The 21,199-nt window shown below is 38.3% G+C and carries 20 protein-coding genes and 1 riboswitch; of the genes, 13 read left to right on the top strand and 7 right to left on the bottom strand.

The annotated features are described in order from the left end of the window. Window positions 1-63 precede the first annotated feature (63 nt). On the bottom strand, window positions 64-669 hold the full coding sequence (locus tag K2F26_RS08815; protein WP_220611160.1) for a hypothetical protein: 606 nt from the start codon (window positions 667-669) through the stop codon (window positions 64-66). A 221-nt stretch (window positions 670-890) separates the two neighbouring features. On the opposite strand from K2F26_RS08815, the gene menB reads away from it, so the two are divergent. Beyond that, entirely contained in the window at window positions 891-1,724 is an 834-nt protein-coding gene (gene menB / locus K2F26_RS08810; protein ID WP_220611159.1) for a 1,4-dihydroxy-2-naphthoyl-CoA synthase, read from the top strand. Between the two features lie 171 nt (window positions 1,725-1,895). Here the strand turns inward: menB and K2F26_RS08805 are convergent, their stop codons facing one another. Together K2F26_RS08805 and K2F26_RS08800 are read right to left on the bottom strand one after the other, a co-directional pair. Continuing rightward, entirely contained in the window at window positions 1,896-2,219 is a 324-nt protein-coding gene (locus K2F26_RS08805) for a hypothetical protein (RefSeq protein ID WP_220611158.1), read from the bottom strand. A 272-nt stretch (window positions 2,220-2,491) separates the two neighbouring features. Then, window positions 2,492-3,076, bottom strand: a complete 585-nt coding sequence (locus K2F26_RS08800) for a DciA family protein (protein WP_220611157.1) — start codon at window positions 3,074-3,076, stop codon at window positions 2,492-2,494. A gap of 118 nt (window positions 3,077-3,194) precedes the next feature. Here K2F26_RS08800 and K2F26_RS08795 point away from each other — a divergent pair, with 118 nt between their 5' ends. The 8 genes from K2F26_RS08795 to K2F26_RS08760 all read left to right on the top strand — a co-directional run bounded on the left by K2F26_RS08795 (window position 3,195) and on the right by K2F26_RS08760 (window position 12,295). Next, window positions 3,195-4,385 (top strand): SPOR domain-containing protein, encoded by a 1,191-nt coding sequence (locus tag K2F26_RS08795; RefSeq protein WP_220611156.1) that lies wholly within the window; start codon window positions 3,195-3,197, stop codon window positions 4,383-4,385. A 125-nt stretch (window positions 4,386-4,510) separates the two neighbouring features. Beyond that, window positions 4,511-5,200, top strand: coding sequence for a PspA/IM30 family protein (locus K2F26_RS08790; protein ID WP_220611155.1), 690 nt, complete (start codon window positions 4,511-4,513; stop codon window positions 5,198-5,200). Window positions 5,201-5,432: 232 nt separating this feature from the next. After that, window positions 5,433-6,224, top strand: coding sequence for a PspA/IM30 family protein (locus K2F26_RS08785; protein WP_220611154.1), 792 nt, complete (start codon window positions 5,433-5,435; stop codon window positions 6,222-6,224). Between the two features lie 247 nt (window positions 6,225-6,471). Further along, entirely contained in the window at window positions 6,472-6,807 is a 336-nt protein-coding gene (locus K2F26_RS08780) for a thioredoxin family protein (RefSeq protein ID WP_220611153.1), read from the top strand. A gap of 167 nt (window positions 6,808-6,974) precedes the next feature. Then, window positions 6,975-8,201, top strand: coding sequence for an LL-diaminopimelate aminotransferase (locus tag K2F26_RS08775; RefSeq protein ID WP_220611152.1), 1,227 nt, complete (start codon window positions 6,975-6,977; stop codon window positions 8,199-8,201). A 217-nt stretch (window positions 8,202-8,418) separates the two neighbouring features. Continuing rightward, window positions 8,419-10,305: an excinuclease ABC subunit UvrC gene (gene uvrC / locus K2F26_RS08770; RefSeq protein ID WP_220611151.1), complete on the top strand. Its 1,887-nt coding sequence runs from the start codon at window positions 8,419-8,421 to the stop codon at window positions 10,303-10,305. Between the two features lie 88 nt (window positions 10,306-10,393). Continuing rightward, window positions 10,394-10,491, top strand: a riboswitch (TPP riboswitch). Between the two features lie 6 nt (window positions 10,492-10,497). Continuing rightward, on the top strand, window positions 10,498-11,874 hold the full coding sequence (gene thiC, locus K2F26_RS08765) for a phosphomethylpyrimidine synthase (RefSeq protein WP_220611150.1): 1,377 nt from the start codon (window positions 10,498-10,500) through the stop codon (window positions 11,872-11,874). Between the two features lie 238 nt (window positions 11,875-12,112). Further along, complete coding sequence (locus K2F26_RS08760; protein ID WP_220611149.1) at window positions 12,113-12,295, top strand: PCP reductase family protein; 183 nt, start codon at window positions 12,113-12,115, stop codon at window positions 12,293-12,295. Between the two features lie 137 nt (window positions 12,296-12,432). Here the strand turns inward: K2F26_RS08760 and K2F26_RS08755 are convergent, their stop codons facing one another. Next, the gene (locus K2F26_RS08755) at window positions 12,433-12,780 is read right to left on the bottom strand and encodes a type II toxin-antitoxin system PemK/MazF family toxin (RefSeq protein WP_194052985.1); all 348 of its coding nucleotides are present in this window, start codon (window positions 12,778-12,780) and stop codon (window positions 12,433-12,435) included. Beyond that, window positions 12,770-13,000: a hypothetical protein gene (locus tag K2F26_RS08750; protein ID WP_187040985.1), complete on the bottom strand. Its 231-nt coding sequence runs from the start codon at window positions 12,998-13,000 to the stop codon at window positions 12,770-12,772. Before K2F26_RS08750 ends, K2F26_RS08755 begins: the two co-directional genes overlap by 11 nt. A gap of 121 nt (window positions 13,001-13,121) precedes the next feature. Here K2F26_RS08750 and K2F26_RS08745 point away from each other — a divergent pair, with 121 nt between their 5' ends. The 3 genes from K2F26_RS08745 to K2F26_RS08735 all read left to right on the top strand — a co-directional run bounded on the left by K2F26_RS08745 (window position 13,122) and on the right by K2F26_RS08735 (window position 15,318). Beyond that, the gene (locus tag K2F26_RS08745; RefSeq protein WP_220611148.1) at window positions 13,122-14,063 is read left to right on the top strand and encodes an RpnC/YadD family protein; all 942 of its coding nucleotides are present in this window, start codon (window positions 13,122-13,124) and stop codon (window positions 14,061-14,063) included. 119 nt (window positions 14,064-14,182) lie between these two features. Further along, window positions 14,183-14,803: a hypothetical protein gene (locus tag K2F26_RS08740; protein ID WP_220611147.1), complete on the top strand. Its 621-nt coding sequence runs from the start codon at window positions 14,183-14,185 to the stop codon at window positions 14,801-14,803. 254 nt (window positions 14,804-15,057) lie between these two features. Further along, the gene (locus tag K2F26_RS08735) at window positions 15,058-15,318 is read left to right on the top strand and encodes a hypothetical protein (protein WP_220611146.1); all 261 of its coding nucleotides are present in this window, start codon (window positions 15,058-15,060) and stop codon (window positions 15,316-15,318) included. 59 nt (window positions 15,319-15,377) lie between these two features. On the opposite strand, the gene K2F26_RS08730 is transcribed toward K2F26_RS08735, so the two are convergent. Further along, entirely contained in the window at window positions 15,378-15,602 is a 225-nt protein-coding gene (locus K2F26_RS08730; RefSeq protein ID WP_220611145.1) for a DUF433 domain-containing protein, read from the bottom strand. Between the two features lie 218 nt (window positions 15,603-15,820). On the opposite strand from K2F26_RS08730, the gene K2F26_RS08725 reads away from it, so the two are divergent. After that, entirely contained in the window at window positions 15,821-18,919 is a 3,099-nt protein-coding gene (locus K2F26_RS08725) for a valine--tRNA ligase (RefSeq protein ID WP_220611144.1), read from the top strand. A gap of 165 nt (window positions 18,920-19,084) precedes the next feature. On the opposite strand, the gene K2F26_RS08720 is transcribed toward K2F26_RS08725, so the two are convergent. Continuing rightward, window positions 19,085-21,079, bottom strand: coding sequence for an ABC1 kinase family protein (locus K2F26_RS08720; protein ID WP_220611143.1), 1,995 nt, complete (start codon window positions 21,077-21,079; stop codon window positions 19,085-19,087). Window positions 21,080-21,199: the final 120 nt, after the last annotated feature.

The raw sequence follows: 21,199 nt of genomic DNA, 5'->3' as shown, positions 1-21,199 counted from the left end.
TGGGTAATTGGTAATTGGTAATTGGACAAAACACTTTTCTGTCACCTGTCACCTGTCACCTAATTACTTGACAGCACTCGTTAAAATACCCATAATTTTAGCAACATCATTTAAAAAATACTCGGCTAAATCAATCTGTACCCGTTCATCTGATAACTTTAAAAACTTCCAAATTTCCCCAGTAGTTACCACACCATAAATTTCTGTAATTTCATTTTCTTCTCTTTCATTAAATAACCTAGCAGCATACATTTCTGCAATACATTGACCTAAACCACCTTTAATATTTTCTTTCTTGGCTTCAACAACTAAAATTACCGGGGCATTAATTAATAAAAATTCAGGAGAACGACTAATAATAAAATCACAATTACCGCTTAAACCCTGACTATAATCAACATTAAATTCTACACCAGAGAACAAACTAATTTCTTGATTTTTCTGTTTTTTCTGTTTAGTTAACTCTAATAAAATAGGTGTAATAATCATCTCAGAACGAGATTTTTCCGTATTACTAGCCAAAGCAAAAGGAACATTATAAGCTAAAGTTTCCTGTAAATAATCACTTATTGGCGATGGTGTAACTCCAGCAAAAATATTATCTCTCGTAGAAATTTTGAGATTCAGGTTTTTCTTAACCGCTTCTAAAGTAAAATCACTGTAAGACATAAAATCATCCTATTGGATTTTTCCAACTTCAGAATACAATAATAATCAAATAATATCATGTCTGTTTAGTAATTAGTTATTAGTTATTAGTTATTAATCTCCCCATCTCCCCATCTCCTCACCTCACCTGTTCCCTGTTCCCTATTCCCTTCTTACTGTCACCTGTCACCTGTCACCTCTTCCCTGATAAAATTTTCAAGCACCATAGTTAAGTTATCTCTATGTCAACAGACTGGAAAACTGTTAAAACCTACGAAGATATTCTGTATCAAAAAACCGATGGTATTGCGAAAATAACCATCAACCGTCCCCACAAACGCAATGCTTTCCGCCCGAAAACTGTCTTTGAACTTTATGAGGCTTTTTGTGATGCTCGTGAAGATACTAATATTGGTGTAGTTCTATTTACGGGTGCAGGTCCCCACACAGATGGAAAATATGCTTTCTGTTCCGGTGGTGATCAAAGTGTACGCGGACAAGCTGGTTATGTTGATGATGAAGGGATTCCGCGCTTAAATGTGCTAGATTTGCAACGTTTGATCCGTTCCATGCCTAAAGTAGTGATTGCTTTAGTCGCCGGTTATGCTATTGGTGGTGGTCATGTTTTACATTTAATTTGTGACTTAACCATAGCAGCCGATAATGCTATTTTTGGACAAACTGGACCAAAAGTAGGAAGTTTTGATGGTGGTTTTGGTGCGAGTTATTTAGCGCGAATAGTTGGACAGAAAAAAGCGCGAGAAATTTGGTTTCTTTGTCGTCAATATAATGCCGAACAAGCTTTAGAAATGGGTTTAGTTAATACAGTAGTTCCTGTCGCAGAACTCGAAGCCGAAGGGATAAAATGGGCGCAGGAAATATTAGAAAAAAGTCCCATTGCTATACGTTGTTTAAAGGCAGCATTTAACGCTGACTGTGACGGACAGGCAGGGTTACAAGAACTGGCTGGTAACGCCACTTTACTTTACTACATGACAGCAGAAGGATCAGAAGGCAAACAAGCTTTTCTCGAAAAACGTCCCCCCAATTTTCGTGACTTTCCCTGGTTGCCTTAACCATCCTCTCAAGCGCACCTGATCACAAGGTGCGATGCTAATAAGGCTTTATCAAAAACAAAATTGCAGCACCAAAAAATTTGCCATCCTAAATTAAATGCCAATGTTATATTTAGCCGTCTGATTGGGAAAAATATAATTAGAGTAGTCACCAAAAGTAGTAACCAAGTCTTAAACAGCTAAAACTTTGGTTTTTACCTCTGGTAACGAGGAAACAGATGTTTCCGCAACGGTTGTAAATTCTAAATTTTCTAAATCGGAATTGATATTAGCAGTAACGGGTAAGATAGGTACAATAGGTTTAGATAATGGTAAACTCCAACCATCTTCTAAAGATTCCCATGTAGGAGCAAAAGCCGGGATCGCTAAAGAACAAGCTTTCCAGCCCGCTTGAACAGGTGCATTTAATTGCTGACACATACCACCACGACGGCCTTCTGGTTGGTAATGACGACAATACCTACAGGCTGATGTTAAAGGGTTAATTGGTTTCATAATCTTGAGTTTTGACTGGGAACGAAGGGTAATTATCACACTTAATATTTTCGTTCCCTGACAAAATAGGTATAAAAGCCAAGAAGTGATTATCTCATCAGGGTTCTAGGGATTTTTTTCAAAAAAAACTTTTATTATGTTTTTATAATTCTGTCATATTTGTATATGATTAGTGAAGTGACCACATACTTGTTTTTGCCTAGAAAGCATTGGGGATCAAAGATAAAGAGTGAGATTTGGATGACACGAGCCTTTTAGATGTTGCATTTTGGCTATTCTTTGTTTCCCGGTTTATCAATGACAAATTTAGCGGCACAAGGAGAACAAACACCCCAGCGTTGGACTTCACCTGGTGGGGATGGACATTGACATTGGGGGCAAAGAGGTAAGTTTAAGTTATGCGATCGCTCTTGTCTATTTCTAGCCCATTGTTCAAACGCTGTCTGAGCATTTTTAGCAGTAGCTTTAAGTTCAGACTTAGATATAGTTTCACCCAAATAACTAGGGTGTGCTTGGGGTGATAAAGTTTGTTGCGGGTTGTCTGGTAATGGTGTTTGTTTCCATTGGGCAGTAGAAAACCGAATATCTATCAAAGGTCTAGATATCTCGTGATTTAACTTTTGATTTAACTTTAACAGCAGATTTTTGCGTTGGAAAGTCAAATTTTGCGCCCAAGCTGCACTAGAAGTTGCTACCCACAAAACATCACGCTGAATCGACAAAGGGCGCGTTTGTGCAGCAACCTTAACCCCAACAACTTCTTCCCAACACTTGAGCAAGCGTGAAAAAGGTTGTTCCTGCCATTGGGCTTCCAGTTGGAGAATGCCTAAAATATCATTAACAGATTTCAACGACATCTAGATTTTAGATTTTAGGAAGGAGTCAGGAGATCCAGGAGTCAGAAGATCCAGGAGTCACTTGAATTTTTTACTGATAAAATTCATACAGCAGTATCGCATTTAAGGTATCCTGGCAATGAGTCAAAATCTTACCATTGATTCTGATAAACCATCCTCTAAAACCTCTGGGTTAAAGCCAGCACTAGCCACAGCACTAGGAAGTTTAGAAGTACAGCTAGATCAAGAGTTAACTAGATACCGACGCGCACGCAATGGAGTGAGGCAACCGAAAACAGTTAGTGTAGAAAATTATATTCCTCAGCCATCCCAAGAGTTAAATACAATAACTGAGACATTCGTAACAACTCAGCCATCAACGGCAGAATTTAAGAATAACTCAATTTTTCTAGAAAATCCTGTCTCAGATGTGGAAAAACAGGAAGAAATCAATCATTTACCACTGTCTTCTGCCGAACAGTCTACAAAAATACAAACCCCACCTCAGCCACCAGAGTCAAAGCCTATCAGTAATATAGTACCGACAAAGCCCAAGGCTGCTGAAAGTGAAACTCCTGTGCCGGCAAATCATACTCCCAAACACCCAGATGATTATTTAGAATCAAGTGAAGCACTGCTGCGAAGTCTCCAAGAAGAACAACCACCAACCAACAAATCAAGTAATTCTAACGACAGTTTACTGTCACCTTTGGGTATTGGTTCTATGCTGCTGCTGCTGTTAGCTAGTTTAACTTTAGGCTATGTAGTATTTAATCCCCAAACTGTGCCACAGTTGTATTTAAGCAAATTTTTTAACCGTGTTTACTCACAAATAAGTGAAAATACTGATGCAACTGCCAATAATATCTCACCTATAGACCAACCACAAATCACGCCTATTCCCAAATATCCTAACTTAGCTGCTCGTGAGTTTCCACAGGTTAGAGATACTAATGATATAATAGGTTTAACACCGAAAGTTAAACCAACCCCGACAGCTACTCCCCAACCCATAGTCATCGAAACACCCATAAGTCCAGTAGTTCCACCAACTTCAGTCCCCAATGTTTCAGCTATACCCAAGCCCAAGGAAACTTTACCAGGACTGAATACAGAAATAAAACCATCAGCGGATAGGTACTATTATATTGTGGCTGATAATCAAGGCAATAATGCTTTAGCAAATGCGCGGCAAGTTGTTCCTGATGCTTATTTATCAGATGGACAAAAGTATATTTATCTTGGTGCGTTGAAGACTGAAGAGCAAGCAAAACAACGTTTAAAGCAACTACAGACAAAAGGCATTAAAGCCCGTGTACTAAAACCATGATAGGTAATTGATAGTTGATAATTGATAGTTGATAATTGATAATTAAGGACTGATAATTCAGAAGTGATCATGGAAAGAAGCCTAAATTTGCTGGTTGCTAAAACCTGAAGGGGGCATATTTGAGTATGGAAGTGATGAAGCGCATTTTGCGGGTGATTGGTGCTAATGTCAACAGTTTGGTAAACGGTGCTGAAGATCCAGAAAAAGTTTTGGAGCAAACCTTTCTGGAAATGCAGTCAAATTTGGTACAATTGAGACAGGGAGTTGCTGGTGCGATCGCTACCCAAAAACGCACTGAACGTCAAGCACTTGCAGCAGAATCTCAATCTCAAGAATGGTATCGTCGCGCTCAACTAGCTCTCCAACAAGGTAATGAAGTTTTAGCCAGGGAAGCTCTCACCAAACGCCAAACTTACCAACAAACGGCTACGGCTTTGTTTGAGCAAATAGAACAGCAAAAACAAGTTGTAGAGAAGTTAAAACAGGATATGCGTAGTTTGGAGTTGAAAACCGCAGAGGTAAAAACCAAAAAAGATATGTACATTGCTCGCGCTCGTTCTGCGGCGGCATCCTATAAACTTCAGGAAATGCTGAGTGAATTTTCTACTACATCTAGTCTGGGTGCATTAGAACGGATGGAAGATAAAGTTATACAGATGGAAGCACAATCAGCAGCTATTAGTCAATTGGGTGGTGACAATCTGGAAACAGGATTTGCTAAGTTGAATTCTATGAATAATGATGTTGAGACCGAACTAGCAGCAATGAAAACCCAAATGTTAAAGGAGGTAAATAACCAGCAGACACAGATATAGCTTGAGCTATAGCTTTGCAGTACAGCAAGTAATGAAAACTACTAAATGTTGAATCTGATGAGTTAATGTAGCTGAATTATATTGTCATGATCCAGAATGGAGAGAGTATTGTAAAAATACCATTCCCGACTAAAAAGATTAAATTGAAATAAGTAGCTATTAAACAGTAAAAAAGTTCACTGTCTAACCAAGCGCGTAAACCTCAAGCATAAAAACAAGGAAAAACAAAGTTATGGGATTATTTGATCGGCTTAAAAGAGTAGTTAGTGCGAATGTTAACGATTTAATCAATAAAGCAGAAGATCCAGAAAAAATGCTGGAACAAGCCCTGTTGGAAATGCAGGAAGACTTGGTACAGTTACGTCAAGGTATTGCACAAGCGATCGCCGCCCAAAAACGCACAGAGAAACAATACAATGATGCTGTAAATGAAGTTAATAAGTGGCAACGTAACGCCCAACTAGCTCTGCAAAAAGGTGATGAAAACCTAGCTCGTCAAGCATTAGAGCGCAAGAAAACTTTTAATGATACTGCTACAGCATTAAAAGCTAGTTTGGAGCAGCAGACTGTACAGGTGGAAACTCTGAAAAAGAATTTAATCCAGCTAGAGAGCAAAATTTCTGAAGCTAAAACCAAGAAAGAAATGCTCAAAGCGCGGATTACTGCTGCTAAAGCTCAAGAACAACTGGGTTCAATGGTTAGTGGGATGAGTACCAGCAGTGCTATGGCTGCTTTTGAGCGCATGGAAGAAAAGGTATTGATGCAAGAAGCTCGCGCTCAGTCTACAGCAGAATTAGTAGGTGGAACTTTAGAAAACCAATTTGCCCAGTTGGAAGGTAGTAGCGATGTTGATGATGAATTGGCAGCCTTGAAAGCAAGTATGCTATCACCAGCACCACCTCAACCGCAACTACCCCCACAACAACAAACCAGCAATACACAACAACCAACTACCACAGATGGACCTCGTGAACCAGTGGATGCTGAGTTGGAAGCTTTAAAGAGACAATTAGATCAGTTGTAAGTTTTGCAGAAAACACATTTGAGAGTATCCCACACTCAAGGTTGTGGGATTTTGTTTCGTTGGGGACTAGGGATACAATGAAAGGATTTTGGATTTTGGATTTTGGATTGTTTCTGTCAACTCCAATCTAAAATCTAAAATCTAAAATCTAAAATTATTCTGACTCCTGACTCCTGACTCCTGACTCTTTTTACGATACAGTAATGTGTGTGTCAACTTTTAACGATGCCACCTAATGGAGACTTTAATGAGTAAGGGTGTAATAACTATCACTGATGCTGAGTTTGAAACTGAGGTTTTAAAAGCCGAGCAGCCTGTATTAGTTTACTTTTGGGCTTCCTGGTGTGGTCCTTGTCAATTGATGTCGCCAATGATTAATCTAGCTGCTACTAAGTACAGCGATCGCCTAAAAATTGTCAAGATGGAAATTGACCCTAACCCCCTAACTGTAAAACAGTATCAGGTGGAAGGTGTCCCTGCACTCAGGTTAATTAAAGAAAACCAACTGCTAGAATCGACTGAGGGAGTTATCAGCAAAGATCAATTACTCAGTCTTTTAGATCATCATTTAAATAGTAATTAGTCAATGGTCAGGTACTGGGAACTGGGGGCAGCAGGGGAGGCAGGAGTTTTTTATTTTGGATTTTGGATTTTGGATTTTGGATTATTTTTGTCAACCACAATCTAAAATCTAAAATCTAAAATTTTCCGCCCCATGCCCAATGACTAATTACTAATGACCCATGACTAATGACTAAAATGCAATTTGCAAATCGTTTACAACCCTTACAAGCTAATGTATTTGCGGATATGGACAGGGCTAAATCGCTGGCTGTGTCTGCTGGAAAGGAATTAATTGATTTGTCTCTGGGGTCTTCTGATTTACCAGTAGATAATCATATTATTGATGCGATCGCCAAATCTCTTGATGACCCTAGCACTCACGGTTATTTGCTGTTTCGCGGTACTCAAGAATTTCGCCAGGCTGCGGCGCAATGGTATGAGCAAAAATTCAGTATTAAAGTTGACCCAGAAACAGAAGTTTTACCTTTGATTGGTTCTCAGGAAGGAACTGCACATTTACCTTTAGCAATTCTCAATCCTGGTGATTTTGCGTTATTGTTAGATCCTGGTTATCCTTCCCATGCGGGAGGAGTTTATTTAGCAAGTGGGCAAATTTACCCAATGCCATTAAAGGCAGAAAACAATTTTTTACCAGTGTTGACTGATATTCCCGCTTCGGTTTTGGCTCAGTCACGGATGATGGTGTTAAGCTATCCCCATAATCCTACCAGTGCGATCGCTCCTTTATCTTTCTTTCAAGAAGCTGTAGCTTTTTGTCAAAAGCATAACATTGTTTTAGTCCATGATTTCCCCTACGTAGATTTAGTATTTACCCAGAACGAAACTTTCAATCCAAAATCCAAAATCCAAAATCTAAAATCCTCAGTTCCTTCAATTTTACAAGCTGACCCTGAAAAAAGCGTTTCTATTGAATTTTTCACCCTGTCTAAATCTTATAATATGGGTGGTTTCCGCATAGGTTATGCTATCGGTAATTCCCGATTAATTCAAGCTTTAAAACAAGTCAAAGCTACCGTCGATTTTAATCAGTATTTGGGAATTTTGAATGGGGCGATCGCAGCACTCACAGGCAATCAAGATGGTGTAAAAAATGCAGTCTCTATTTTCCGCCAACGTCGGGATGCTTTCATCAATGCCTTACACAGCATAGGTTGGAACGTTCCCACACCAGAAGCAACTATGTATATTTGGGCAAAATTACCAGAACCTTGGAGTAATAATTCTATCAAATTTTGTACAGAGTTAGTTAAACAAACTGGTGTAGCTGCTTCCCCAGGTGCGGGTTTTGGTCCAGCAGGGGAAGGATATGTGCGTTTTGCTTTAGTGCAAGAACCAGAAGTGTTAGAAACGGCAGTAAGTAGAATTGCTGAATTTATTAATTCTAGCGTTTAATAAACCATAATCTTGGCACAATAGTCAGTTTTAACCGACTTTAGCTATAAGACAGGGAATTTATTCCCTGGTTTTCTGGTTTTCTTTGTGTGCTTTGCGTCCTTTGCGGTTCATTATATAATTAATTCATCGCATCTTCATCAAAAATTAGATGACATTAAAAATATTTCTTACAATAAAGAAAGGTATTTATTTGTAAAATTACCTAATATTAGCCGTGACAGTATCATCCCCAACTCTACCCTTAGTTAAAAACCCAGAGAAACTAGAAACCCGTTTAGCAGAAATTCCCCCAGTACCAGGGGTTTATTTAATGCGAGATGAAAGCGATCGCATTATTTATATAGGTAAATCTCGAAAATTGCGATCGCGTGTTCGTTCCTATTTCCGTGACTACACTAACAAAACCCAACGCATCAACACGATGGTTAAATTAGTGACAGAAATTGAATTTATCGTCACGGATACCGAAGCAGAAGCTTTAGCATTAGAAGCAAATTTAATCAAACAACATCAACCATATTTTAATGTTTTACTAAAAGACGATAAAAAATATCCTTATCTCTGCATTACCTGGTCCGAGGAATATCCGCGCATTTTTATTACTCGCAAACGTCAACTGGGAAAACCCAAAGATAAAAAAGATAAATACTACGGACCTTACACAGACTCAGGTTTATTACGGGAAATTATGCACTTATGTAAACGCATATTTCCCCAAAAACAAAGACCCCAACCTTTATTTAAAGATCGTCCTTGTTTAAATTATGATATTGGTCGTTGTCCTGGAGTTTGTCAAAAGTTAATTTCTGTAGAAGAATACCATAAAATCATCCAAAAAATAGCAATGGTATTTCAAGGAAGAACTCAAGAATTAATAGATATTTTAACAGCACAAATGGAAGCAGCAGCGGAAGAATTGAATTTTGAAACTGCGGCAAAAATTCGTGATCAAATTATTGGTTTAAAATCCTTAACCGCACAGCAAAAAGTATCCTTACCCGATGATACAGTATCCAGAGATGCCATTGCTTTAGCCGCTGATAATCAACACGCATACATTCAATTATTTCAAATTCGTGCAGGTCAGTTAGTCGGAAGATTAGCGTTTGTTGCTAACTCTCACGCTGAACCAGGAGCAATTTTACAAAGAGTATTAGAAGAACATTATCAAACAGCAGATAGTGTAGAAATTCCCACAGAAATTTTAGTACAACATGAATTACCCGATGGGGAAATTTTAGCAGAAATTTTAACACAAAGAAAAGGCAGAAAAGTAAATATTATTGCCCCTTTGCGACAAACAAAAGCAGAATTAATAGAAATGGTAGAAAAAAACGCCCAATTTGAATTACAAAGAATGCAAAAATTGGGTGATAGTAATCAAAAATCCTTAGAAGATTTAACAGCAATTCTTGATTTACCAGACTTACCCCACCGCATTGAAGGTTATGATATTTCTCACATTCAAGGAAGTAATGCAGTAGCTTCTCAAGTGGTATTTATTGATGGTTTAGCAGCAAAACAATATTACCGTCATTATAAAATTAAAAATCCCCATGTGACTATTGGACATTCTGATGATTTTGCCAGTTTAGCAGAAGTGATTCACAGAAGATTTAGGAAATATATTGAAGATCCAAAATTACCAAGATTAGGAAATTCTGACTGGCCAGATTTAATTATGATTGATGGTGGAAAAGGTCAATTATCTGCGGTAGTATCTATTTTAGAAGAAATGAATTTGTTAGCAGACTTGCGAGTTGTGAGTTTAGCAAAAAAACGGGAAGAAATCTTTTTACCCGGTGAGTCTTTACCTTTAGAAACAGATGCAGAACAACCAGGAGTACAGTTATTGCGAAGGTTGCGGGATGAAGCACATCGGTTTGCTGTGAGTTTTCATCGACAACAAAGAAGTGATAAATTGAAAAGATCCCGCTTAGATGAAATTCCCGGTTTAGGACACCATCGACAAAAGTTACTACTAGCTCATTTTCGCTCCGTTGATTATATCCGTCAAGCTACTCCACAGCAATTAACAGAAGTTGCGGGAATAGGACCGAGATTAGCACAAGAAATTTATACCTATTTTCATCCAAATTGAGGAATATCCCACTTTCACGGACAAAAATACCAAAACACCAAAAAATCTTAAACTCCTCCCGTTACTCATCCACAAAATGCTAAAATTCTATAAATGCTAGGGGTGCTTGTGAAAGCCAAGCTGAGATCAAACCCTTAACACCTGAGACTGGATAATACCAGCGTAGGGAAGCTGTATATTGAGGATTATTATATGCGAACTGAATGGATAGCCAAGCGACGTGGGCAGGGTAATGTTACACAAATGCACTACGCTCGCCAAGGTGTAATTACTGAGGAAATGTACCACATCGCTAAGGTGGAAAACCTACCTCCTGAACTGATACGCGAAGAAGTAGCACGGGGAAGAATGGTTATCCCGGCGAATATTAATCACACTAACCTAGAACCGATGGCTATAGGTATCGCTTCTAGATGTAAAGTCAATGCTAATATTGGTGCATCTCCTAATTCTTCCGATGTTCAAGAAGAACTAGAAAAACTCAAATTATCTATTAAATACGGTGCTGATACCGTGATGGACCTTTCCACAGGTGGCGGTAATTTAGATGAAATTCGTACCGCTATTATCAAGGCTTCACCCGTTCCTATCGGTACTGTTCCAGTTTACCAGGCTTTAGAAAGTGTCCACGGCAGAATGGAAAACTTCACTGCTGACGACTTTCTTCACATCATTGAAAAACACGCTCAACAAGGGGTAGACTATCAAACTATCCACGCGGGTTTGTTAATAGAACATTTACCTTTAGTGAAAACCCGTCTCACAGGTATTGTTTCCCGTGGTGGTGGTATTTTGGCTAAGTGGATGTTGCTGCACCGCAAACAAAACCCCCTGTATACCCATTTCAACGACATCATTGAGATTTTCAAGAAATATGATGTTACTTTCAGTTTAGGCGACTCCCTGCGTCCTGGATGTACCCATGATGCGACAGATGCAGCGCAGTTAGCGGAACTGAAAACTTTAGGTCAACTCACCCGCAGAGCATGGGAACATGATGTCCAGGTAATGGTAGAAGGTCCTGGTCATGTGCCTATGGATCAAATTGAGTTTAATGTCCGCAAGCAAATGGAGGAATGTTCAGAAGCTCCTTTCTATGTTCTTGGTCCTTTGGTGACTGATATTGCTCCTGGTTATGATCATATTACCTCTGCTATTGGTGCTGCTATGGCGGGTTGGTATGGTACGGCGATGCTGTGTTATGTGACACCTAAAGAACATTTAGGTTTACCTAACGCGGAAGACGTGCGGAATGGGTTAATTGCTTATAAAATAGCTGCTCATGCTGCTGATATTGCTAGACATCGCCCTGGTGCGAGAGATCGGGATGATGAACTGTCTAGAGCGCGGTATAATTTTGATTGGAATCGTCAATTTGAGTTATCTTTAGATCCTGAGCGAGCTAGGGAATATCATGATGAAACTTTGCCTGATGATGTTTATAAAAAGGCTGAGTTTTGTTCTATGTGTGGTCCTAAGTTCTGCCCCATGCAGACTAAGATTGAAGATGAGGCTTTAACTGAGTTAGAGGAATTTTTGGCTAAAGAACCTGTAGCACAACAATGCTAAAATAGTTCTTGTTAAATATCGTTACTGGGTTCAACCTGGTAACGATATTATAGTGATTTTCGTGAACCAGATTTTTATATCTCACGCAAAGACGCAATCTCCGTAAGGAGATCCCGCAGGGTAGACGCAAAGGAAGAAAGAAGCGAAAAAGAAGATTTAAGAAATACATGAAAAATGCTCTATTTTTGTAACTGTGTATAAATCGAAATCTGTCACATCATTCACAACCTAAAAATCTATGAGTGAACAAATTAAATGGACTGCGGAAGCGGAAGCAAAAATCAAAGAAATTCCTTTTTTTGTGCGTCCTTTTGCACGGAAGAAGATTGAAAATTATGCTCAGGAGAATGGGATAGTTGTGATTGATATTCAGGTTTATGAACAGGCTAAACAGTTGTTTAATACGAATTTTAATAAGTAGTTACATTACCGTCAACTGTATATCGTTCAGCAATGGTAAACATCGGATTTTAGAGATTTTTCAACCTGGAGCGATTGCCATTTTTACAAGATGCAGAAATTCTCTGGCAGACACAACACAATTTTAAATGTCTAATTTTAAATTTCCAATGTATGTCTGAGTGCTGCATCTACTAAAGACATTTCTGAGTAAAAACCAATCACTTTATCAATTTCTGTATCTAAAACAGTTGCTAGATTATCTGTCATAATCACAGAATCGCTAACTAATCCTGTTTGTTTTCCTGGTGGTGTTGCTATATTCACAAAAACTCTGCTAGGGTGTCCAGCACGGGAAACATTGCTAGTAATCATAGCTATAATAGTTTGCGATAAACCAGTACCAATATTATTAGATTGAACCACTAAAGCAGGACGACGTTTAGCAGTTTTTAAGTTTGAGTCTGGGAACAAAACCAGCACTACTTGACCACGATTATAAGGCATCGTAAGCTTCCATTTCTGGTTGTTCCCAATCTTCTGCAAAACATTGTAATCTAGCTCTTAAATTTGCAGCTTGTTCTTCATTAATCCCACGAGATGACAAATCTACAGAAGCATTTGCATCAATAAAAGTTACAATTACTCGCGCTGTTTTGATGCCTGTTGGCATTTCGGTTAGCTCAATTTTTCCGTCTTGATAAATGCCTTCGATTGATTGTAACATTTGTTTGATTGCTTGGGGTTAACTACTATTAAAAGTATAATTTTATAGTAACATTATTATTATACAATATTTTTCATGTTTAGGATGATTTTTGTAAAAATGTGATTTTTAATATCATCAAATGACTCGACAAACTCACGATCAATTTGCTAAAGAATACCTAGAGGAATTATTAACACCTGTAGGAACAATCAAAAAAAGCGAAAAGGTGAAAAGCGAAGTTCAAGAAATTGATGTTTGGTTTGAACCCTTTCCTACACCCACTCAGGAAAATTTACCTTTGGGTTTATTAGGTAAAATCGCCAAAACTCAATGTTTAATTGAGGTTTTTCGTAACCCACCATCAGAAATAGAAATTCGCAGTTGTTTACTCAAATTATATGCTGTTCATGGCGATCTTGTCAGGAAAGCAAAACGAGAAAACAAAAATATTGCTGAATCAGAATTCCCGATGTTATGGATTTTAACACCAACTTTCTCACCTCGCATGATTAAAGGATTAGGTGCAAATGAGATAGGAGAAGATTGGGTTAAGGGTATTTATTTTCTGCATGATATTTTGAAAACAGCAATAGTTGTGATTCATCAATTACCAGAAAATGAGGATACTTTATGGTTAAGGGTTTTAGGGAAAGGAGGAACACAAAAAAGAGCAGTAGAGGAGTTAACGACTTTACCAGAAAACAACCCTTTTAGGGAGAATTTGTTAGAGATTTTAGCGGACTGGCGTAAGAATTTAGAATTGAGAGATAATTTAAGTAGAGAAGAGGAGGAAGAGATTATGAACTTATCACCAGCTTATTTACAACAACGGGAAGAATGGAGACAAGAAGCAAAGCAAGAAGGAAGACAGGAAGGAAGACAGGAAGGAAGACAGGAAGGACAACTTTTGTTAATAACTTCTCTGTTGGAAGGGCGGTTTGGTAGTTTAGATGCTGAGTTATCTGGTGCGGTGGAAAAGATTGCTAAGTTTCCTATTGCTGAACGCACTCAGTTACTTTTGTCTTTGGGTAGTTTATCCCGTGAGGAGTTGTTAGAAAGATTGCAGAATCGGGAAGAATAGGATATAGTTGTTAAGGGTTTTTTGATATAACGCTAAACATCGTTACCGAATTTAAACCAGTAACGATGTTTTTTGAATCGAAATGAATGTAGAATATTGATAAAAATAGATAAAAAATCATGAAAATTTATCAATTGATATCCCAAGGATGTGCGCTGGTTTTGCTGACTGCTTTACCTTCTTTTGCAGAAACAAAGAATAAAGTTATTTTAGTTCCGGGTGAGAATCTTTTCCCTCTTAAATGCGAGACTATTCAGGGTAGTATTGATGCAAATGATAAGGTTGCTCCGCAGGGAACTCTTCATAATTCTGCGTCAAGATATGATTCCTATAGCGTCAAGACTGATCCTGGAAATATTGTCTTTTTTGAACTTACTACTCCCAACTCGGACTATTCTAATTTTATGCCACAACTTACTACACAAATGGTTGATAAGAAAACTGGTGCTATTCTTCTATCAGCAAGCGCTGTTCTACCAAAATCAATTCTTGAAGCCTGGTATTTTAGTCGAAAAGCTACTGAAACTACAAATCGGAATTTATATATTTCTTCTGCTACTTCTGGTGGTAATTATCAATTAAGAATTGCATACGCTAGACCAAGTAGTAATCTTTCCGAATCACAAATAGAAGCGGCTATTGGTATAAATTATCTCGGCTCATCATTCCAGGCTTATATTACGGGTTCTTCTTCGTCTTCACCCCATCCCGTTGATATGAACGCCTTATGTAAAAATTAATATTTATCCCATTTTTCCTTTGCGTCTTTGCTCCTTTGCGTCTTTGCGCGAAACACAATTCATACTTTAATGATGCAATACCATATTGATGATGAGAATGCGCGGTGGGTAAGGGTTTAGCAATGCTAAACCCCTACAATAAATCTGGCTCATTATTTTGTAAATTGGTATGAAAGATGTTGGTAAGGGGCGGTGATTCTGAGATAAAATAGAATCAGCTAAGTATTTTGTCTTCCTATCAAAACGAGGTACAGATGACAGATTTAGAACTACATCAAAAGATTGAAAAACAGATATCCCAACTACCACCAGAACAGCTTTCCTTAGTTAGTGATTTTCTCGATTCTATTCAGGAAAGAAGCACCTTAAATCAACGCCCATTACGTCGTATTTCCCCTATCAAACGAGGTAAAAAAGCAGGTGATTTACTACATTATGCTGGAACTTGGCAAGGTGATGATCTGGAAGATTGTCTGCGTTTAGTTAAAGAAACCCGTTCCCAAACGCAGTTTTAATTTTTGTCACCATGTCTTATTTGCTAATTTCGGGGGTAACTGTGCATCAATCCAAATCTTCATGCTGTTAACCGCACAAAATCAGTACTTCTTGCAGCAAACACCAAACAAGCTTGGATATCTTCTGGTTCTAAATCAGGAAAATCTTCTAAAATTTCGCTAACGCTGACATTTTCCGCTAACATTTCTAAAATGTCACTAACTCTAATTCTCATACCTCGAATGCAAGGACGACCTCCACATTGCCCAGGTATTTGCGTAATCCGATTTAATAATTCATTCATCGAATTAATTAAGTAATTTGATTAGCAATCAATATTTTATCATAATTGCTAACATCGCTAAAAATACTAATAATATTAGATACAAATCTCTTGTTGACTAAATTACATAATCTTCCAACTTTGCGAACTTTGCGAACTTTGCGGTTCGTAACAAATCACCATCTATCCTACCTTGTGGCAAAATTGATCAGAGTCCTCAAAAACTGAAAATTCCCAGCATGACCGCAACTATACCAAATCTCCCCAGTGTTTACGAATCATTCTCCACAGAAGCGAAATGGCAGAAATTCTGGGAAGAAAACCAAGTCTACAAAGCAGATCCCGATCATCCCGGTGAACCCTACTGTATTGTTATTCCGCCCCCAAACGTCACCGGCAGTTTACACATGGGTCATGCCTTTGAAAGTGCGTTAATTGATGCCATCATTCGCTATCAAAGAATGAAAGGTAAAAACGCCCTTTGGCTACCCGGTACTGATCACGCAAGTATAGCAGTACAAACCATTCTGGAAAAACAACTCAAAGCAGAAGGTAAAACTCGCTACGATTTAGGTAGGGAAAAATTCTTAGAACGTGCTTGGCAATGGAAAAACGAATCAGGCGGTACAATTGTCAATCAATTACGCCGTTTGGGTGTTTCCGTAGACTGGTCGCGGGAACGCTTTACCCTAGATGAAGGTTTATCAAAAGCTGTTTTAGAAGCATTTATTCGTCTTTATGAAGAAGGTCTAATCTACCGGAGTAATTATTTAGTTAACTGGTGTCCTGCGTCACAATCTGCCGTCTCTGATTTGGAAGTCGAACCCAAGGAAGTAAATGGTAATCTTTGGCACTTTCGTTATCCTCTCACCGATGGTTCTGGATTTGTGGAAGTCGCCACAACAAGACCCGAAACCATGTTAGGTGATACAGCAGTAGCGGTAAACCCGGAAGATGAACGGTATAAAGATTTAATTGGTAAAACCCTCACTTTACCGATCATGAATCGGGAAATACAGATCATTGGTGATGAATTAGTTGATCCTGCTTTCGGTACTGGATGCGTAAAAGTGACACCTGCCCATGACCCTAACGACTTTGAAATGGGTAAGCGTCATGATTTGCCGTTTATCAATATCATGAACAAAGACGGCACGCTTAACGAAAATGCGGGTGAGTTCCAAGGACAAGACCGTTTTGTTGCTAGAAAAAATGTAATTGCTCGTTTAGAAGCTGACGGTGTACTGGTAAAAATAGAAGAATATAAACATACAGTACCCTATAGCGATCGCGGCAAAGTCCCCGTTGAACCCCTATTAAGTACCCAGTGGTTTGTTAAAATTCGCCCCATCGCTGACAAAACCCTCGACTTCCTCGATAACCAAAACTCCCCCGAATTTGTCCCCGAACGCTGGAGAAAAGTCTATAGAGACTGGTTAGTAAATCTGCGTGACTGGTGTATTTCCCGTCAATTATGGTGGGGTCATCAAATACCTGCTTGGTATGCAGTCAGCGAAACCAACGGAGAAATTACCGACACTACACCCTTCTTTGTTGCTAAAACCGCAGATGAAGCATTAGAAAAAGCCAAAGCCCAATTTGGTGAAGAAGTCAAATTAGAACAAGATCCCGACGTATTAGATACTTGGTTTTCTTCCGGTTTATGGCCTTTCTCAACTTTAGGATGGCCGGAACAAACCAAAGACTTAGAAACCTACTATCCCAACGCTACCTTAGTTACAGGATTTGATATTATCTTTTTCTGGGTAGCGAGAATGACCTTAATGGCAGGACATTTTACCGGAAAAATGCCCTTTAAAACCGTTTATATTCACGGTTTAGTGAGGGATGAAAATAATAAGAAAATGTCCAAATCAGCAAACAATGGAATTGACCCATTATTGTTGATTGATAAATATGGAACTGATGCCCTGCGTTATACATTAGTGAAAGAAGTAGTCGGTGCAGGTCAAGATATTCGTTTAGAATATGACCGCAAAAAAGATGAATCTATTTCTGTAGAAGCATCCCGAAATTTTGCTAATAAAATCTGGAATGCCGCCCGATTTGTAATGATGAATTTGGACGGACAAACACCAGCCCAATTAGGCAAACCAGAACCCACAGAACTCAGTGATAAATGGATTCTTTCCCGTTATCATCAAGTAGTTAAACAGACAAATAACTACATTGATAATTACGGTTTAGGGGAAGCAGCAAAAGGACTTTATGAGTTTATTTGGGGGGATTTTTGTGACTGGTATATTGAATTAGTAAAATCCAGATTACAAAAAGACGCAGATCCCGCTTCTCGTAAAGTTGCCCAACAAATATTAGCGGAAATATTGGAAGGAATTTTAAAATTATTACATCCTTTCATGCCCCATATTACCGAAGAAATTTGGCAAACTCTCACCCAACAACCAGCCGAAAATCCCCAAGTTTTAGCTTTACAAAGCTATCCAGAAGCGGATACAAATCTAATTGATGCTGACTTAGAAACACAATTTGATTTGTTAATTGGTGCTATCCGCACAATTCGTAATTTACGGGCGGAAGCTGATGTTAAACCAGGGGCAAAAATTACCGCTAATTTGCAAAGTGAAAGCGAAAAAGAAAGGTCAATTCTCATTACTGGTGAAGCTTATATCAAAGATTTAGCCAAGGTAGAAACCTTAACTATTAACGATCCCACTTCCATAGAAATCACTCCAGACAATACTGGAGAAACACCAACAGAATTACCAAAAAATAACGAAATTTTCAGCAGTTCCTATTGGCGGACTTTGAAAACTATTGGTTTAATTCTGGCAGTCTTAGTTACTCTCAGAGTTGCTATTTTTGTGGGAAATACATCTTTACGGATACCGCTTTTTGGTAGTTTCTTTGAAACAGTTGGTTTATTTTATTCTGGTTGGTTTGTAGTCCGTTATTTACTCAATGGGAAAGCGAGACAAGAATTATTTGCTAAATACTTCCCAGCGAAGGAAACACCAACAGACACAGAAATAGAACCTGCTATCATAGAAGCAAAAGAAGCTGAAAAAGAAGCTGAAAAAGAACCTGAACAGAAAAAAGAAAATTCTATTTCAGGAGTTGTGGGTACTGTGCAAATTGTTATTCCTCTCACTGGAGTTGTTGATGTTGAAGTATTGCGAGCAAAATTAGAGAAAAGCTTGAATAAAGTGGAAGCGGAAGTTAAAGCTTTAACTGGAAGATTGAGTAATTCCAACTTTGTAGATAAAGCCCCCGCAGATGTGGTACAAACTACCAGAGATGCTTTAGCAGAAGCACAAAAACAAGCGGAAATTTTGCGCGATAGGCTTAGTTCTTTATAATAGGTGACAGGTGACAGGTGACAGGTGACAGTAATTATTTTTTCCTGTTCCCTGTTCCTCAATTTTGAATTACTAATAGGTAATGGGTAATGGGTAACGGGTAATGGGTAATTAATTATATGATTCCCAATCACCAATCACCAATCACCAATCACCAATCACCAATCACCCAATTGCTTCATCTGCTAATAATTGTCGAATTAACCTAGCGACAGCTTTTTGGGTAAAACGATTAGCAATTTGTTGTCCTAAATAATGTACTCTTGGATTAACCAAAACCTGCGCTACTTGGGGAGCAAGTTTAGCAGGATCAAAACCTCTCGTTTCTCGGAGAATCCCTAAAATTCGTTTAATATGTTCTAAAGTTTGTTGTTGTTCAACTGTCGCACCAGGTATTTCATTAACTGCTGTTAAACCTACCCTTTCTCGAAGTAAAAAAGTAAAATTATGTAAAACGTTTTTACTTAATGCGTCTATTCCATTGACAAACTCATCTACTAACCTATCACGAATAAATGCACCGCGTTCAGAAGAGAGAAATTCTACACTCTGATTCATGACTAAGTTAAAGTCATAATCTTGATTGTTACGGGCATTTTTTAACAAGTTTTCCAAACGATTCCACCGGAATTTACCATCTTTAAATAGTAAATCTTTCAATGAAGTTCTTAATTCATCAGATGGATCTGTTAACAATCTTTTAGAAACATAAGGATAAGCTTCACTGAGAACTTTGAAATTCGGATCTATATAAATTGCAATCCCTTCCAATGTCACCAAAGAACGAATAATTAAAGCGTAATAGGGAGGTACACGGAAAGGATACTCATACATTAATGCTGATAAATCATCAGTAATGCTTTTAATGTTTAGTTCTGCGACACTCGCACCTTGGGCATTAGCAAAAACTTTAGCAAAAGCTGGAACAATCGGTGTTAAATCTGTTTCTGGGGAAAGAAATTCTAATTTTACGTAATCTTGTGCTAATAAATCAAAATCACGGTTAACAACGTGAACAATAGCTTCAATTAAACCATAACGTTGGGGCGGTTTAATTTCGCTCATCATGCCAAAGTCGAGATAAGCTAATTTACCATCAAAGGTAGCTAACAAATTACCAGGATGGGGATCAGCGTGGAAAAATCCATGTTCTAATAATTGACGCAGGGAACACTGCACACCTACTTCAATTAAATAACGTGCATCTATTCCTAGTTCTTTAATTTCCTTCGTTTGAGTTAATTTAATACCATTAATCCATTCCATCGTTAAAACGCGACGGTTGGTGTATTCCCAGTAAATTTTTGGTACATAAATATCTGGGATATGTCCATATAATTCAAAAAAGCGTTCAGCATTTTCACCTTCATGGATATAGTCCATTTCTTCAAAAATGCGATCGCCCAATTCATCCAAAATCCCAACTAAATCACTTCTAACCCGTTTTACATTTTTTTGCACCCATCCAGCTAACTTGCGTAAAATATACAAATCAATGGTAATTCTTTCTCGCAAATCTGGCCGCTGGACTTTAATTGCTACCTCTTCCCCAGTTTTGAGTTTACCTTTATAAACTTGTCCCAAAGACGCAGCAGCAATTGGTTCTGCTGAAAGTTCCGAGTAAATCTCCTCTGGAATATTTCCTAATTCTTCCTCAATAAACTGGTAAGCTATTTCATTAGGAAACGGTGGTAATTGATCTTGTAATTTAGTTAATTCTTCCAAATATATAGGAGGAACTAAATCCGGTCTGGTAGACAAAGCCTGTCCAATTTTAATATAAGCAGGACCTAATTTTGTTAATAATTCTCGCAGTTGAACTGCCCGACGACGATCATTTTTAACCACAATTCCCCGTTGCTTATCCCACCAAATCCCGAAAAGATATGACAACGTAGGTCGTAAAACTGTTAAAATTCGCCGCAGAACCTGTAAAGGTTGGTTTTGGTAATGTGCTTGAATCTCTTCAGGATCATAACGCAGTGTCTCAGGTTCAGCTTCAGCTAATACTGTCTGCTTATGCTTTGCTGAGAATTTTGGTGAATTAATCACCAAGACTTCTGTACTATTTTCTGGTATTACTTCAATTAAGGACAATTCGCTTCCGCGACTGTCCTCCACGGTAGAACGAGAACTAGGGGGAAGACTCTTAACCATCATCAAAAAGCCACCAGTAAGATGAACGCTGTTAAATATTGTAACAATATGTTGCGAATGCCGCTAGATAAGTCAACAAACAAGGAAAGTTGTAATCATATCCTCGTAATGTTTTATCCAAGC

It is taken from the genome of Sphaerospermopsis torques-reginae ITEP-024 (genome assembly GCF_019598945.1).
Lineage (GTDB): Bacteria > Cyanobacteriota > Cyanobacteriia > Cyanobacteriales > Nostocaceae > Sphaerospermopsis.
The sequence above is the reverse complement of the archived record's forward strand: the minus strand, read 5'-3'. Positions and strand labels throughout refer to the sequence as shown.